The organism is Cognatazoarcus halotolerans, from assembly GCF_009800965.1.
GTDB lineage: Bacteria > Pseudomonadota > Gammaproteobacteria > Burkholderiales > Rhodocyclaceae > Cognatazoarcus > Cognatazoarcus halotolerans.
In genome coordinates this window covers 1-15,496 of sequence record NZ_WUAF01000029.1, presented here as the reverse complement: position 1 = coordinate 15,496, position 15,496 = coordinate 1, and the positions used below count along the sequence as shown (strand labels likewise).

The window sequence follows — 15,496 nt, the reverse complement described above, 5'->3', positions numbered from 1 at the left end:
TATAACTATAACTTACCGACCCGACCCCGGCGGAGACCCTGAATGCAGCCGACCCTCACGAGCACCGAACGGACGCGCCCTTTTCGTGGGGCGCAGCGCCTGCACGCGAACGCTGCCGAGCCACTGGGCGCATTTCCGTTCTTCCGCTCCCAGGACCCGGACGAATCGCGTCAGATGGTGTCACGGGTATTCTGCCCGCATGACCTGCGTCAGGTCGACCAGCACACCCCCTTCGCCTCGCGCCACAACATGGTGCGGCTCGCCGAGACGGCGCTCAACTATCTCGCTTACGGCGCCGAAGTGGAAATCGATCCCGGTTGCCTCGGCAATTTCTATCTGGTGCAGTTGCCGCTCAGCGGTTCTGCCGAGATCAGTTGCGGCGCGCAGCGGGTGCATGCCTCGCAGGACACCGCCAGCATCCTCAACCCCGACGTACCGACGCGCATGCGCTGGCATCGCGATGCGACCAAGCTGATGTTGTGGATTCCCGCGAGGCACTGGAGCGGCGCCTCGCCGAACATCTCGGCGAACCCGCCGGGGGGGCACTCAGCTTCGAGCTCGCCATCCCGAGCCGTCACGGCCTCACCCAGAGCTGGTGCCGGCTGCTGTGGGACCTCGCCCACAACATCGACCACTGCGGCTCGGAATGGCTGAGCTTCCGCCCCACCGTGGCCGCACTCGAAGACTGCCTGCTGCGCGGCCTGCTGCAACTGCATCGCCACAATTACAGCGACCGCCTGCACCGCCGCGACGACGAGGCCTTGCCGCGTCACGTCCAGCGTGCGGTCGATTACATGCGCGAACACATCGAGGATCCGCTCACCGTCGGCGACATCGCGCGCGCCGCCTGTATCAGCGTGCGGGCCCTGGAGCAGGGCTTCAAGCGCCACTGCAACACCACTCCGCTGGCCTGGCTGCGCGAGCAGCGGCTGGAGCGGGTTCATCACGTGCTGTCCCGCCAGGGGCTCGACAGCGAACCGATCACCACCATCGCCTACCGCCACGGCTTCGCCCACCTCGGCCGCTTCGCCGGCTACTACCGCGAACGCTTCGGCGAGACCCCCTCGCAGACTGCCGCACGCGCCGCGCGCCGCTGACCCAGTCCCCGCCTGATCGCGGGTAGCCCCGTCCCCGCCTGATGGCGGGTAGCCCCATCCCGCCTGACGGCGGGTAGAACCCTCCCTGCCCGACGGCCCCCCCGCCACCACGATTCGCCCCCGCCCGCCACCCGGCGGGTTCGCCGCTGCGCGCCCATCCCCTGCCCGGCCCCGATCCCTGCCGTGCGTTATCCGGATATCCGCGCGCGCAAAGCGGACTGCCAATCGCAGCGGTGAAATGAACACTGTCCTCCATCGGCGCCGACCCGGCGTCACCCATACGGAGGACGGAACAGATGAAAGGGATTCGTGACAAGGTCGCGATCGTCACCGGCGGCGCCACCCTCATCGGCGAGGCGGTCGCGAGCACGCTGATCGAGCATGGCGCCAGCGTCGTGCTCGCCGATATCGACGAGGGCCGTGGTCCCGCCGCGGCGGATCGCCTCGGCCCCGCGGCGCGCTTCATCGCCACCGACGTGACCGACGATGCACAGATCGCCGCCACCGTCGCCGCCACCGTCAAGGCGCTGGGCGGCATCGATTTGCTGGTGAACTGCGCCTGCACCTACGTGGATAACGGCGCCGCCTCCTCTCGCGGCGAGTGGCGCCAGGCGCTGGACGTGAATCTCGTCGGCGCAGCGATGATGCTGCAGGCCTGCCGACCCGAGATGGTCAAGCGCGGCGGTGGCGCGGTGGTCAACTTCGGCTCGATCTCGGCCACCGCCGCCCAGGCCGGCCGCTGGCTCTACCCGGTGAGCAAGGCCGGCATGCTCGAACTCACCCGCGCCGCCGCACTCGACCTCGCCGGCGACGGCATCCGGGTGAACGCGGTCTCGCCGGGCTGGACCTGGTCGAGCGTGATCGAGACGCTTTCGGGCGGCGACAAGGCCAAGGCCGATGCGGTCGCCGCGGACTATCACATCCTCGGCCGCCTCGGCCTGCCCGGCGAGGTCGCGCAGGTCGTCGCCTTCCTGCTGTCGGACCACGCCAGCTTCGTCACCGGCGCTGACTACGCCTGCGACGGCGGCTATCGCGCGCTCGGCCCGGAAGGCCGCGGCGCAGCGATCACCCGCCTCATGAACTGAACGACTCCACCCCGAAAAGAGAGAGACAACACCATGAACGACATCCACACCCCCGCCCGCCACATCGCCATCGTCGGCGCCGGCCAGGCAGGCCTGCTGCTGGGCTGCGCCCTGCTCGATCGCGGTCACCAGGTCACCATCGTCACCAACCGCAGCGCCGAGGAGATTCGCGCCGGCAAGGTGATGTCCTCGCAGTTCATCTTCGACCCCGCGCTGCAGATCGAGCGCGACTGGGGCATGAACCAGTGGGAAGCGGATTGTCCGAAGACCGCGGGCATCAGCGTCTCGATTCCCACACCGGACGGCACCGGCAACAAGGCGGTGCACTGGCACGCGCGGCTCGACGCCTACGGCCAATCGGTCGATCAGCGCGTGAAGATGCCCGGCTGGATGAGTGAGTTCACCCGCCGCGGCGGCGAGCTGCGCATCGAGAACGTCGGCATCCCGGAACTCGAGTCGCTCGCCGCGCAGCACGAACTGGTGCTGCTGGCCGGCGGCAAGGGCGAGATCGTGAACCTGTTCGGTCGCAACGAGGCACGTTCGCCGGTCAGGCAGCCGATGCGCCAGCTCGCCCTGAGCTACGTCACCGGCATGAAGCGCCACGACTACTACGAATGCGTGAACTTCAACCTGATCCCCGGCGTGGGCGAATACTTCGTCTTCCCGGCCCTCACCACCAAGGGCGAGAACGGCACCCAGGCCTGCGACATCATGGTCTTCGAAGGCGTACCGGGCGGCCCGATGGACACCTGGGGCGAAGCCACAACCCCGGAGCAGCACCTCGAGAAGAGCCTCGACATCCTCAAGACCTTCGTTCCCTGGGAGTACGAGCGCAGCCGCGACTGCCAGCTCACCGACGCCAACGGCATCCTCGCCGGCCGCATCACGCCAACGGTGCGCAACGCGGTGCTCACCCTGCCCTCGGGCCGCAAGGTAATGGGTCTGGGCGATGCGATCTTGGTCAACGATCCGATCACCGGGCAGGGCTCCAACAACGCCACCAAGAGCGCCCGGCACTACCTCGAGGCGATCCTCGCCCGCGGCGCCCGGGCCTTCGACGAGAGCTGGATGAACGCCACCTTCGACGCGCTTTATGAAGGCTACGCCGAGAAAGTGGTGCGCTGGACCAACAGCCTGCTGTTCCCGCCCGCCGAGCACGTCATCAAGCTCCTCGGCGCCGCCCAGCAGGCGCCCGGCCTCGCCCGACGCATTGCCAACGGCTTCAACGACCCGCGCGACTACGCCGAGTACTGGTTCGACGCCGCCTCGGCCGAGCGCCTGATCGACAGCGAAATGAAGAAGGCCGCCTGAACCCGCCCCCAAACGGAGATCGACACCATGAAAAGACTCGAACCCCTCGGCCGCGCGCTGGCCAGCTACGGCCTCGCCGCCCTCGCCGTGCCCGCCTTCGCCACCCAGGGCACCTTTCCGCACGGTTACGGCGTCAAGGCCGAAGGCATGGGCGGCGCATCCATCGCCCTGCCTCAGGACGCGGTAGCCGGCGCCAACAACCCTGCCGGCATGGTGCATGTCGGCAGCCGCTTCGACCTCGGCGGCGCCTTCCTCAAGGTGGACAACGGCGCCTGGTTCGGCGGCACCAGGCATGACGGCGCGGAAGACAAGAGCCTCTACATCATTCCCCAGCTCGGCTACAACCGCATGCTCGACGGCACCCAGTCCGTCGGCGTTTCGGTGGTCGGCAACGGCGTGGGCACCGATCAGGGCAGCGACGTCGGCCCGATGAGTGAGCCCAAGTCGGAACTGCAGCAAATGGTCAGCACGGTGAGCTACGCGCGCAAACTCAACGATGCCCACAGCGTCGGCGTCGGCCTGGTGCTCGGCTACCAGCGGCTGCGCATACAGGGACCGGCAGGACTCGGTCTGCCGCAGGGGCGCGACGACTCGTTCGGCTATGGCCTGTCGCTGGGCTGGCAGGGGCAGCTCACGCCGGAACTCACCCTCGGCGCGACCTGGTCGAGCAAGGTGTACATGGGCAGGATGGACAAGTTCGCCGGCCTGCTGCCCGAGCGTGGCGACCTCGACATCCCCGCCCACTACGGCCTTGGCGCCGCCTGGAAGCACGGCGCCACCACGGTGGCGGCCGACGTGCTGCGCATCGAATGGTCGGACGTGGCCTCGCTCGGCAATCCGGGCGTCGCCATCGCCGCAGGCGCCCCGGGCGCGGACAACGGCCCTGGTTTCGGCTGGCAGGACCAGACCGTGTGGCGCATCGGCGTGGCCCATGCGCTCTCCGACACGCTGACCCTGCGCGCAGGCTACAGCCATGGCACCCAGGTGCTCGACTCGCGCAGCACCTTCCTCGGCATCCTCGCGCCGGCCGCGAACCGCAAACACTGGACGCTCGGCGCCACCCTGGCGGTCACGCCGGCGATGGCGCTCTCGCTGGCCTACGCGCGCTCGCCGAAGGAGACCGTGCGCGGCGACGGCCCCGGGCCGAACGCTGGCACCGACCTCTACATGGGGCAGCACTGGCTCTCCGCCAGCCTCGCCATCCGCTTCTGATCCGCCCGTGAAGGAGACAGACATGTTCGATCCGCGCGCATTCCGCAACGCGCTGGGGCACTTCGCCACCGGCGTCACCGTAGTCACCACCCGCGACCTCGATGGCCAGCCCGTCGGCGTCACGGTCAACAGCTTCAGTTCGGTGTCACTCGACCCACCGCTGATCCTGTGGAGCCTGGCGAAGAAGTCCTACAGCCTCGCCGCCTTCGAAAACCACCCCGCCTTCGCGGTGCACGTGCTGGCCAGCAACCAGCAGGATCTGTCCGACCGCTTCGCCCGCGCCGGCACCGACAAGTTCGCCGACATCCCGGTGGCGGAAGGCTTCGAGGGCGTGCCGCTGCTGCCTCACTGCGCAGCGGTGTTCCAGTGCAGCGTGACGCATCGCCACGACGGCGGCGACCACGTCATCCTCATCGGCCGGGTGCAACGCTTCGCCACCGAAGAGCGTCCGCCGCTGCTCTTCTACCGCGGCCGCTACGCCACCCCGGAAACCGAGGCGATCCCCTTCACCAGCCTGCTGCGGGCCTTCTCGGCAGCCGCCGCCTGAGCGCGCGAGACGCCCCCGCGAAGGTGGGGGCCGCGCTGTGAGAACCGAGCAGACCGCGCCGCCCGCACCGCGCGGCGTTCAGCTGCGGCTGCAGCGCAATACGGATAAGGTGCGGCGCGCAGCGGATATCCCCGGCATCCGCTGCGCGGCAAGCTTTCGGAAACTCCGAACAGAGGCCCAAGAGATGAGCAGATTCGACACGATCATCGTCGGTAGCGGGATCAATTCGCTGGTGTGCGCGGGCGTGATGGCCAAGCGCGGCAAGAAGGTGCTGGTGCTGGAGCGCGAGGACGTGCTCGGCGGCTGCATCCGCACCGAGGCCCTCACTGCGCCCGGCTTTCTGCACGACACCCTGTCCACCGCCCACCCGCTGTTCGTCACCTCGCCCGGCTATGCGGAGCTGAAGGACCAGCTGCATGCCAACGGACTCGCCTACGGCAACAACGCGACCCCCACCGGCGTCCTGTTTCCCGATGGCCGCTCGCTGGTGATGTCGACCTCGCGCGAGGCCAACACGCGGGCCATGAACGCACTCGCGGCCGGGGACGGCGACGCCTACGCCGAGGCAATGGGCTTCGTCGAGAAGAACGCGGAGCTCATCTTCGCCCTGCTCGGCAACGAACTGTGGAGCTCGCAGATCGGCAAGATGATGCTCGGCCGGGTGTGGAAACAGGGCGCTCACGAGACCATGGCCTTCTTCGGCCCGGCGATGCAGAGTTGCCGTGCCTGGCTGGACAGCCGCTTTTCCTCCGAGCTGGTGAAAGGCCTGCTCGCCCCCTGGGTGCTGCATACCGGACTCGGCCCGGAGAGCGCGATGTCCGCACTCATGGCGCAAGTGGTGGCCTTCACCCTCGAAGCGGTCGGTCTGCCGATCGTAAAGGGCGGCAATGCACGAACGGTGGATGCTTTCCGCGCCCACATCGAGGCCTGCGGCGGCGCCTTCGTCACCGGCGCCGATGTCGAGGAGATTCTGGTGGACGGCGGCAAAGCGCGCGGCGTGCGACTGGCCGACGGGCGCAGCTTCGAAGCCAGGCAGGTGATCGCCAACGTCACCCCGACCCAGCTCTACGGCCGGCTGCTCAAGAACGGCGCCGCGCCCGAGCCGCTGCGCCGCCAGGCCGCCCAATACCGCTATGGCAAGGGCAACATGCAGATCCACATCGCGCTGTCGGCACCGCCCGAATGGCCCGAGGCCCATCTGCGTGAGGTCATCTACCTGCACCTCGGGGACGGCCTCGACGGCGTATCGCGCGCAGTCAGCGAAGCCGAGCGCGGCCTGCTGCCGGCTGCCGGCACCATCTGCGTGGCCCAACCCTGCGCGGTCGACCCGTCCCGCGCGCCGGCCGGCCAGTGGGTACTGTGGGTGCAGCTGCCCGAATGCCCGCGCCACATCAAGGGCGACGCGCTGGGCGAGATTCCCGCCCCCGCCGATGGCCGCTGGAACGCCGACGTCGCCGAACGCTACGCCGACCGCATCGTCGCGCGCATCGCCCGGCAGGTGCCGAACCTGCAATCGAGCATCCTCGGTCGCAAGGTCATCTCGCCGGCGGACCTCGAAGCGATGAACATCAACCTCGTCGGCGGCGACCCCTATTCCGGCGAGTGCAGCATCGACCAGTACATGTTCTGGCGCCCGCTGCGTGGCGTGAAGGACCACGCCACGCCGGTGAAGAACCTCTACCAGATCGGCGCCTCGACCCACCCCGGCCCCGGCCTCTCGGGGGCCTCGGGCTTCCATGTGGCCAACGCGCTGGCAAAACGGTAGCGCCGCTGGCGGACGCGGATTCCGGATGGGCCGCTGCGTCATTCGGCTATCGCCAGCCCCATCCCGCGCGCGATGATCGAATCCTGCCCTCACACCAACAAGAGAAACGGCCCGCAGGCCGACCCGACACCCAAGACCTGACAGGAGAAAGACCATGAACACGACCAGCCCTCTCGCCCAGTTCGCCCTCGGGCTCGCCAGCGGCGCCATCCGCGTGGTGGACCTCACCCAGACCCTCACCCCCGAATTCCCCGCGCTGCAGCTACCGCCCCAGTTCGGCCAGCCCTGGCCTTTCAAGATCGAAGAGATCTCGAAGTACGACGACCGCGGCCCTGCCTGGTACTGGAACAACTTCTCCATGTCCGAACACACCGGCACCCACTTCGACGCACCGGTGCACTGGATCTCCGGCAAGGACCACCCGGAGAACACGGTGGACACCATCCCGCCCAGGCACTTCATCGCCCCCGCGTGCGTGGTGGACTGCAGCCGCGAAGCCGCAGAGAACCCCGACTTCCTGCTCACCGTGGAATTTCTCGAAGCATGGGAAGCCGAACATGGCCGCATCCCCGCCGGTGCCTGGGTGCTGCTGCGCACCGACTGGTCCAGACGCCCGATGCCCGAAGCCTACGTAAACGCCGCAGAAGATGGCCCGCACACCCCCGGCCCCGCCGAAGGCACCGTCAAGTGGCTCATCGAGACGCGCAACGTCACCGGTTTCGGCGTGGAATCCATCAACACCGACGCCGGCCAGTCCTACGCCTGGGAAACGCCCTACCCCTGCCACTACTTCATGCACGGCAATAACCGCTACGGCCTGCAGTGCCTCACCAACCTCGACCAGCTGCCGCCCCAGGGCGCGCTCATCCTCGCCGCCCCGCTCAAGATCCGCAACGGCTCGGGCAGCCCGCTACGCGTGCTCGCGCTCGTCGAAAGCTGAACGACAAAGAGTTTGACTCCCTCTCCTGGCGCGCCTCCCCAAGACCGCGCAAACAGGTTCGGCCGGCAAATGCCGGCCGTTTTTTTGGATGGGCAAAGCGCCAGGCCCCGTCGACAAAAAACGAGGCGGCCCAACAAAGGCAAAGGCCCGCCAGATGCGGGCCTTTGCCTTTGTTCGTTGGCAGGCTCGGGGGTAAGAGCCTTGCGCTCACACCTTCTGTGGAAAGTGTTCCCTCAGCGAACGGTGGCCGGGTGAGCCTTGATGCTGGCAGCGGGTAGCTGCAAGTGTTCGCGTTGGTCTGATGTCCCTATTAGAGCCGAATGCCTCGTATCTGGAAAACACTGAATACAGATAGAAGTATCTCGAAACACGATCGTATGCGTATCATTGCCTCACCATGGAACTCCGCCAATTGCGCTATTTCACCGCCATTGCCAAGCACGGCACCTTTTCGAAGGCCGCAGAGCAGGTGTTCGTCGCGCAGTCTGCGCTCAGCCATCAACTTGCGCAGCTCGAAGCAGAACTGGGCACGCGCCTGTTCCACCGCTCGCGCCGAGGTGTCGAACTCACCGAATCCGGCCGCATCTTCCTCGCGCATGCCACGGGCATCCTCCGCCAGGTGGATGACGCAAAAGCCAGCGTGCGCAACATAGACGGGGATCCGAGCGGCAAGGTCGTATTCGGGGTGCCGCACAGTGCCTCGAATGCGCTGGCCCTGCCGCTCCTGCAAGCCGTCCGCCAGCACTTGCCGAAGGTCGAGCTGGAGCTGACCGAAGAGCTCACCGGTAACCTGGTCCAGCAATTGCGCAGCGGCCAGATCAACCTGGCGGTGCTGTTCGACGACGGATCGCTCAACGAGTTTGCCTGCAAATACCTGCTCGATGAGCGTCTGGAGTTGCTTTCGCCGGCCTCGGCGCCTGATCGTCCGCAGGCCGCGGTGAGTTTTCAGCAGGCACTGCTGTTGCCCTTGATCCTTCCGGCCAACCCACACGGCGTGCGCCCGATCATCGAGGAGCTTGCACGCACGCATGGTTTGCAGGAGCCGAACGTCATCGCCGATATCAGCTCGATCAGCATCCTGCGCACAACACTCCTGGCCGGCCTCGGCCACACGCTGCTACCAGTGATGCCGCTGCGCCATGAACTCGAGGCCGGGACGCTGTGCGCCGTTCCGGTCGAGAACCCGACACTCAAACGTCGTCTGGCACTTTGCACCTCAAAACATATCCCGCTATCGGCTGCCGCAACCGCCGTAGCCAGACTCACCGAGGATCTTACGCAGAGACTCTGTACGACAAAGGTATGGCAAGGCGCAGCGCTCATTCCCAAAGCACCGCAGACGGCCGCTTCTGGCTTGAATTCTGAATGAGTACAGACGGCCAGTTGCAGCACCGGGGTCGGGTCTAGGATCGTTGTATCTGATCGCCCGAGCGGCACCCGCCTTGACTACCCGGCTGCGCTCAACACCGTCAAGAACAAGCGAATTTTCCCCACCGGGGTAATTCAGATTTCGGCGCAGAAATGTATTGACCCAGTAAAAACCTGCTCAGGTGTTAGCCTTGAAAGGAAGGACACATGGGTACGGAAATGGAAGACGAAATCAAGCGTTGGACGGCCAGGCGCAAGAGCGCATTGGTGATGGAGGTCCTACAAGGGAAGAGGACGTTAGCGGAGGCGAGTCGTTCGTACGATCTTCCCCCATCAGAGATCGAGACCTGGATCGACGAGGCGAAGCGAGGTATGGAGAACGCGCTGCGAACCAACCCGCTGGACATCCGGGAGCATTACGAGAAGCAGATCAAGCAGCTCCAGGAAGCCTATGGGGAAGCGATGCTGGAGCTGCGTGCCCGAAAAAAATTGCAGCCCCTGCTGGGCGAGGACGAGAAGTGATCGAGACGATCCGCCAGGGACTGCATGAAGAAGGTGTTGTCGTCTCGATCAGTCAGCTGTGCCGGTGGTTTGAAGTGCCCCGTCGCACCTTTTACTACCAGTCGGTGAAGGCCCCGCCGAAGGTGCAGGCTCGCTTTGCCGAACCGATCAAGGCGATGATCGAGGACAATCCGTCCTTCGGCTATCGGACCGTGGCCCACCTGCTCGGTTTCAACAAGAACACCGTGCAGAGAGTGTTTGAGCTGCGTGGCTGGCAGGTCAGAAAGCGTCCGGTTGGGTTTCGGCCACAGATTGCAGCACGGCGTTCGCGAGCCTCTGAGCCCAACGAACGCTGGGCGACGGATCTGTGCCGTGTTTGGGCGGGCCGTGACGGCTGGGCCACGCTGGCGCTGGTAATCGACTGCTTCAGCCGGGAGCTGCTGGGGTGGCACGTCTCACGCAGCGGCAAGTCCCGCACCGCCGAGGCGGCGCTGGAGCAGGCCTTGATCGCCCGCTTCGGCACGCTGGGGCGTGTGAAGGAAGCCTTCCTGCTGCGCTCTGATAACGGTCTGGTCTTCACGAGCCGCAGCTACACGGCGCTGGTCAAAAGCTACGGTCTGAAGCAGGAATTCATCACCCCGTACACCCCGCAGCAAAACGGCTTGGTGGAGCGGATGATCCGTACGTTGAAGGAGCAGTGCATCCACCGTCACCGCTTTGAAACCTTGCAACACGCCAGTCGTGTCATTGGCGACTGGATCCAGTTTTACAACCACCAGCGGCCGCATCAGGCCCTGGATATGAAAACGCCCGCTCAGGCATTTACATTAGTGGCGTGACCTGTGCAGGATTTGCTGGGTCAATACACGATCAGGAAGGCGCTCTACATGCCCGGCATGGTGGCCCTACGCCACAATCCGATCCTGAAAGTCTTCGGCGACGGTTGCGTGTCAACGGTCTGGCGCCCAAGGCGGTCATTGGTGCGGCGATGAGAAAGCTCGTTCGCCTGATCTATGGCGTGGTGCGATCTGGAGAGCCGTTTCGGCCACACTCTTGCCTGCCAGCGCTTGACTCGAAAGACGGTATCTGACCCCAATGCCTTGTGTGTTTCCGTCTGAAAGAAAAATTGACGACTCTACGAAGAATGATCCTGGCCCGAGCGATTCACGCCCATTGTGAAGAGATCTCTGAATCAGATGTGTAATCGCCGCAGTATAGGGAAAACAAGAATTAGGACGGAAGTAAATACAAACGCCACCAACGGCATCAACCCACCAGCCTCAGCAATTGGGAGAAGTGATATACCCAAAACCAAAGTCACCGTAAGCGGAATTATGAGCGCCATGAGCCCGCCAACGGGCTTAGCGGAAGCACGTGGACCCACAATTGTTCGAAAGAGTACGAGCGGCACGAGAATAATTTGATATGAAAAAACCATAAACAAGAAGCTATTTAAGTCAACATTTGGAACCTTATTAACAGCCCAGACAACAAACAAAATGACGGATGAAATAGTGACTGTAATGTAGCGAGGCGACAACCACTCGGAATTTTTTGCACCGCCAACATCTGTGACTATTGTGCTTCCCACAGAGAAAATCATCGTATCGACAGTACTTAAGAATGCGAAACACAAGCCAACCACAAGAATTGCGGAAACGAAGGGAGATGTATTTATCAGCCAGACGATCAATTCAACTCCACCAGCCGCCAGCTGAATTCCGTCCTGCACGTGTACAAATCTAATCAACCTACCAAAGAACATGATTGCCATCAAAAAACACAAAAACATAATTCCGGCCACAACGGCGCCACGTCCCTGTGCTTTAGACTCACCAACTGCTACTAGACGCACCCACGCCTCTGCCGAGCCAATGTGATAGAGGGTATTCGTTAGCACTATTACTAGGAGCACAAACCCACCCAAGTTTGTCATAGACGAGTCATCTAATAAGCGCCAAAATGTAAACGGAGAGTCCACCTCTGCATCAATCACAGCGACAAAGAGACCAATGAGAACTAATGCAATCGCACTTAGCTGAAGCTTGTCGGTCTTGATTACCCCATCGAACCCTCTACGAGCGACGTAGAAACTTACCGCACCTAATGACAAGATCGCCGGCACTAATGGAGGAACATTCAATATTTGCGAAAAAATCGCAGAATATGTGAACGTAGCGACGCTTGCGAAACCGATCAATCCAATTATTGTGACCAGTGCGCAAACTCTGCGAACAATTGGCGCGCTACCATACGCCTCAGAAATGTAGGAGTGGATAGTAGAATCCGAATCAAATACGCAAGCAGAAACAGGCGAGAGCTTTCCTGCCGCTGTCGATAATATCGCAACGCCAAACGCACCTGAAAAAATTGTTATGGCATTTTGAATATTATCGTACGCATAACCAAAGTACATAAGCACAACGACTGCGGTCACGAGACTAAAATTTGCGCCCACAGTGGAAGCCGCATAGCCACCCGGGCTCAAACGCCGACTACCATGAAGCCAAAAACTTCCTGAAACTTTTGGCCCAACGCCTCCCACAAAAGTCGACACACCAAGACACGTTATAAAGACGGCCCAAAGCATCATCATCAGCCCCCGACTTTCACGACATATAGCGAAAAGAAGACGTCCTCCCCCGTTGTCGGAGAATGATATGCAAGATAACTTAACTCCTGAACCATAGTCATCGAGAATTTCCTCATCAATGAAGCCATGTATAGCGGATTATGTCGATATGTCACCATTGTTGACTTGGCAACATCGTTTTCTTTTAACACAGAATTTGCGTCGTTTTCGTACGACTCTTGATCTCCAACAAATGTTGGTTCAAAATTAAATCCAAACAATGCACCAGGCTTAAGAACCCTTGAAACTTCGGAAAATATATGTCCTAGATCATCAAAAAAATATAGCACACCATTACAAATGGCAGCATCGAAATAATTAGTTTCGTAGGGAAGTTTACATGTTGAAAGCTCCACGACATCAAGCCTTTCTGCAAACCCTTTCCTCCGGCAAAGCTCAATCATATTCGCCGAGCCATCGACGCCATATATATTCATCCCGAAATTCGCGAAAGGCGCGGAGCTGAGACCTGTTCCAATGCCAACATCAAGCATTTTTACCTGAGCCTCAGCTAACGCCTTTGGCACCAGATTAAGTCGCCCTATCATTAGTCCGAACATAACATCCGGACTATTCCACCCATACTTTACGGAAAGCTGATCATAGACCGGAGCGAAATCTTGATAGAAATGCACCGAGGAAGTTAGGCTCCTAAATTGCGAACCGAGTCTGGTCATAAATGAATTCACTGATTTACACCCTCCTGGTCCATTGCTCCCATAACATACGAACCCAGCGGGACAAGAAGCGCCGGCACCACTAAACCCCAGGCAACTAAACTCTCATATGTTTGAACCACTATTGCCGCATCATCCCACAAAGGTATAAAATAAACTATTAAAAAAACAAACATCCAAGATACAGCAATCACCACGCTTAGATTGGTGTTTGCATACACCAAATATCTATTTTCAGGGATCGCTTTTATGTAACATATACAAAAAATTGCGTCCAAGACAAAAACCAAAAGAACCATAAAGGAAAAGGTCTGAACGTCTCCGGGAAAAATAAGCGGAAAAAAACAATAGTACACAACTATAGCGACAGTCAGCGTATGTAGCAGCAACACCCTTAAATTATTCGATTCAAACATCCTGCTATTACTAGACACCTCTACGTGGTAAAGTTTAAAAAGATTAAAGAATCCTGTTCCTGCAGCGACTAAATAAAATATTGCAACAGGCTCTTTAATAGCATTATTCGTCTGGAGCTGCAACTGTGCAAATGTTGCAATAATACTTCCAGTAAAAAGCCCAACCAACATATTGGTTACTGACTCTGCCTTTACTCTAACGAGATCCATTCAATTCTCCCGAGAAGAATTACATCCGATAGGCGATCGTGCTTTTTTTGCCTCGCGATATCACGCATCGAAATTTTCAATCTTTCCAATTACAAAGCTTTGGCGAACTTCTTAGATCACAGATCTCTACGACAACACGAGCCTCTGTCAACCGATTCTCACCAGCAGGTGGGCATATAGACTTGATTAGCAGGTAGATGCAGAACCCGGTGAACGAACTGGGCGTTCGTTTGTCATAAAATCGCTCTCGAAACTCTCTGCCTGAAAGCGATGCCTGGCCACCTTGAGCCCTAGGGCAATCGCACATTCATGTCATAACCCCGAGCAACTCGGCACGGATCTGATCCCAGGAGGCTGTCAGTATGTGCTTGGTCTTGATGCTGCCCTTGCGTGAAGTGTTCAGGCGAAGGAGGTTCAGGACAAGGTGTCGGACGATCGTGAGATTGTTGGCGGCGAAGCCGGTGCGCACGGTGGACTGGTTTTCGTTGAACTGGACGTCGAGGCACCAGCGAAGTCTATTCACTACTTCCCAGTGGCTGCGCACCGCACGGGCAATGCGTGTGGTGTTGGCTGGCAGGGAACTGATGTAGTAGCGCCGCTCGCGGCTGGTCTTGGCCTCGACGGTTCGTTCTCGCTCAACGATGGCGAAACTCCTCAGATCCATCCACTGCTCGGCCTTGTAGAGCCGATCGAAGGCGTCGAATGCCCAACAGCGGTGCACTTTACGCCGCCCATGGCCATCATCGGCAGTTTCGCTCGTGGAACTGGGCACGAGCTTGCCGCCGACGCCGGCCTGCGCGAGCAGGAAAGCTTCGACGAGCTTGGGGTGGTTGTCTTTCACGCACAGCACGTAGTCGGCACCGCAATTGCGGATCTGCCGCGCGATGCTGGTCTGAGTGCCCATCGCGCCGATGGTGACGACGCAGCCCTGCAGCGCCAGCAACTCGGGGGTCGCCGTAATCTCGTTCGACTTCTCGGCCGTCGCAGTCTGCCCCAGCACGAGACCGATGTCGGCAGCGAAGGCGCTGACCAGGTGTAGTTGGTTCGCTTCGGCCTTGGTGGTGCTGCGCCGACTGGTCTTACCGTCGATGGCCACGACCGTATCGCCGCCGAGCGTTGGAACCAGTTGGCCAACCCAGCGCCGAAACTCGCCTTCGAATTCCCGCGGGTCGAGGGCCGCGAACACCCGTCCGAACGTGTCATGCGACGGAATACCGTGCCCAAGCACCATGAATTCCCGAAGCCAGTCGATGCCTTCCTTGGCCCACGCCTTGATGTCAGGGAACTCGTCTGCGTTGCACAACACCGCACCGTGAGCAATTTGGACAGGTCGTGCCTCACCTGGCGTGAGCTGCGCGGGTCGGAAATCGAGACGAACACCTGCGCGAGCGGCATCACTTCCCTCGTCGTCATGGGAACCCCAAAAGACGAGGAAACTACACAATTTCAGGGATTGTGAACAGCGGCCTCGTAAATGCATGACTGCGAAAGAAATTTCCAATCGAACTATGCCAACTAGGTGAAATAGCTCAGCCTCGACCCCCAGTTCCATTACTTCTCCGCCGAATCTCGCGTGCCGGCAGATCATCCGCTGCGTGGGGTCAAGAAACTGGCCGAGCGAGCACTTGGCGCGATTTCTTCTGAACTCGATGCGCTCTATTCGAGCACGGGTCGCCCGTCGATTCCGCCGGAGCGGCTGCTCAAGGGCCAATTGCTCATCGCGCTGTATTCGATT

Annotated in this window: 14 protein-coding genes and 2 pseudogenes; 12 read left to right on the top strand and 4 right to left on the bottom strand. The window is 61.2% G+C overall.

Annotation, left to right across the window (positions count from 1 at the left end; translation table 11 throughout):
• The first annotated feature begins 42 nt into the window (after window positions 1–42).
• The 11 genes from GQB03_RS23380 (at window position 43) to GQB03_RS21465 (ending at window position 10,665) form a co-directional block, all read left to right on the top strand.
• On the top strand, window positions 43–654 hold the full coding sequence (locus GQB03_RS23380) for a cupin domain-containing protein (RefSeq protein ID WP_407644555.1): 612 nt from the start codon (window positions 43–45) through the stop codon (window positions 652–654).
• A complete protein-coding gene (locus tag GQB03_RS23375; RefSeq protein WP_407644557.1) occupies window positions 564–1,097 on the top strand; it encodes a helix-turn-helix domain-containing protein in 534 nt (177 codons plus the stop codon). The genes GQB03_RS23380 and GQB03_RS23375 overlap by 91 nt, the downstream gene beginning before the upstream one ends.
• 296 nt (window positions 1,098–1,393) lie before the next feature.
• Complete coding sequence (locus GQB03_RS21505; protein WP_159693669.1) at window positions 1,394–2,182, top strand: SDR family oxidoreductase; 789 nt, start codon at window positions 1,394–1,396, stop codon at window positions 2,180–2,182.
• Window positions 2,183–2,215: 33 nt separating this feature from the next.
• On the top strand, window positions 2,216–3,493 hold the full coding sequence (locus tag GQB03_RS21500) for a styrene monooxygenase/indole monooxygenase family protein (protein WP_159693667.1): 1,278 nt from the start codon (window positions 2,216–2,218) through the stop codon (window positions 3,491–3,493).
• A gap of 27 nt (window positions 3,494–3,520) precedes the next feature.
• Complete coding sequence (locus tag GQB03_RS21495; RefSeq protein WP_159693665.1) at window positions 3,521–4,705, top strand: OmpP1/FadL family transporter; 1,185 nt, start codon at window positions 3,521–3,523, stop codon at window positions 4,703–4,705.
• A gap of 22 nt (window positions 4,706–4,727) precedes the next feature.
• Entirely contained in the window at window positions 4,728–5,252 is a 525-nt protein-coding gene (locus GQB03_RS21490) for a flavin reductase family protein (RefSeq protein WP_159693663.1), read from the top strand.
• A gap of 184 nt (window positions 5,253–5,436) precedes the next feature.
• Window positions 5,437–7,017, top strand: coding sequence for a phytoene desaturase family protein (locus tag GQB03_RS21485; RefSeq protein ID WP_159693661.1), 1,581 nt, complete (start codon window positions 5,437–5,439; stop codon window positions 7,015–7,017).
• Window positions 7,018–7,171: 154 nt separating this feature from the next.
• Window positions 7,172–7,957, top strand: a complete 786-nt coding sequence (locus tag GQB03_RS21480; RefSeq protein ID WP_159693659.1) for a cyclase family protein — start codon at window positions 7,172–7,174, stop codon at window positions 7,955–7,957.
• A 397-nt stretch (window positions 7,958–8,354) separates the two neighbouring features.
• Window positions 8,355–9,326 (top strand): LysR family transcriptional regulator, encoded by a 972-nt coding sequence (locus GQB03_RS21475; protein WP_159693657.1) that lies wholly within the window; start codon window positions 8,355–8,357, stop codon window positions 9,324–9,326.
• 206 nt (window positions 9,327–9,532) lie between these two features.
• Entirely contained in the window at window positions 9,533–9,847 is a 315-nt protein-coding gene (locus GQB03_RS21470) for a DUF1153 domain-containing protein (protein WP_159693655.1), read from the top strand.
• Window positions 9,844–10,665: an IS3 family transposase gene (locus GQB03_RS21465; protein ID WP_159693653.1), complete on the top strand. Its 822-nt coding sequence runs from the start codon at window positions 9,844–9,846 to the stop codon at window positions 10,663–10,665. The genes GQB03_RS21470 and GQB03_RS21465 overlap by 4 nt, the downstream gene beginning before the upstream one ends.
• Before the next feature lie 353 nt (window positions 10,666–11,018).
• Here GQB03_RS21465 and GQB03_RS21460 read toward each other — a convergent pair whose 3' ends face one another.
• The 4 genes and pseudogenes from GQB03_RS21460 to GQB03_RS21445 all read right to left on the bottom strand — a co-directional run bounded on the left by GQB03_RS21460 (window position 11,019) and on the right by GQB03_RS21445 (window position 15,174).
• The gene (locus GQB03_RS21460; protein ID WP_159693651.1) at window positions 11,019–12,422 is read right to left on the bottom strand and encodes an SLC5/6 family protein; all 1,404 of its coding nucleotides are present in this window, start codon (window positions 12,420–12,422) and stop codon (window positions 11,019–11,021) included.
• Entirely contained in the window at window positions 12,422–13,093 is a 672-nt protein-coding gene (locus GQB03_RS21455) for a class I SAM-dependent DNA methyltransferase (RefSeq protein ID WP_159693649.1), read from the bottom strand. The genes GQB03_RS21460 and GQB03_RS21455 overlap by 1 nt, the downstream gene beginning before the upstream one ends.
• A gap of 50 nt (window positions 13,094–13,143) precedes the next feature.
• Window positions 13,144–13,761, bottom strand: coding sequence for a hypothetical protein (locus tag GQB03_RS21450; RefSeq protein ID WP_159693647.1), 618 nt, complete (start codon window positions 13,759–13,761; stop codon window positions 13,144–13,146).
• A gap of 307 nt (window positions 13,762–14,068) precedes the next feature.
• A pseudogene (locus GQB03_RS21445) lies at window positions 14,069–15,174 on the bottom strand (ISAs1 family transposase).
• A 160-nt stretch (window positions 15,175–15,334) separates the two neighbouring features.
• Here GQB03_RS21445 and GQB03_RS21440 point away from each other — a divergent pair.
• Window positions 15,335–15,496: pseudogene (locus GQB03_RS21440) on the top strand (IS5/IS1182 family transposase); the annotation flags it as partial.

Bases quoted from the DNA above. Each gene is read 5' to 3' on its own strand.
- GQB03_RS21475 (WP_159693657.1), top strand. From the start codon at position 8,355: ATGGAACTCCGCCAATTGCGCTATTTCACCGCCATTGCCAAGCACGGC.
- GQB03_RS21485 (WP_159693661.1), top strand. From the start codon at position 5,437: ATGAGCAGATTCGACACGATCATCGTCGGTAGCGGGATCAATTCGCTG.
- GQB03_RS21500 (WP_159693667.1), top strand. From the start codon at position 2,216: ATGAACGACATCCACACCCCCGCCCGCCACATCGCCATCGTCGGCGCC.
- GQB03_RS21505 (WP_159693669.1), top strand. From the start codon at position 1,394: ATGAAAGGGATTCGTGACAAGGTCGCGATCGTCACCGGCGGCGCCACC.
- GQB03_RS21450 (WP_159693647.1), bottom strand. From the start codon at position 13,761: ATGGATCTCGTTAGAGTAAAGGCAGAGTCAGTAACCAATATGTTGGTT.
- GQB03_RS21495 (WP_159693665.1), top strand. From the start codon at position 3,521: ATGAAAAGACTCGAACCCCTCGGCCGCGCGCTGGCCAGCTACGGCCTC.
- GQB03_RS21460 (WP_159693651.1), bottom strand. From the start codon at position 12,422: ATGATGATGCTTTGGGCCGTCTTTATAACGTGTCTTGGTGTGTCGACT.
- GQB03_RS23380 (WP_407644555.1), top strand. From the start codon at position 43: ATGCAGCCGACCCTCACGAGCACCGAACGGACGCGCCCTTTTCGTGGG.
- GQB03_RS21490 (WP_159693663.1), top strand. From the start codon at position 4,728: ATGTTCGATCCGCGCGCATTCCGCAACGCGCTGGGGCACTTCGCCACC.
- GQB03_RS21480 (WP_159693659.1), top strand. From the start codon at position 7,172: ATGAACACGACCAGCCCTCTCGCCCAGTTCGCCCTCGGGCTCGCCAGC.
- GQB03_RS21470 (WP_159693655.1), top strand. From the start codon at position 9,533: ATGGGTACGGAAATGGAAGACGAAATCAAGCGTTGGACGGCCAGGCGC.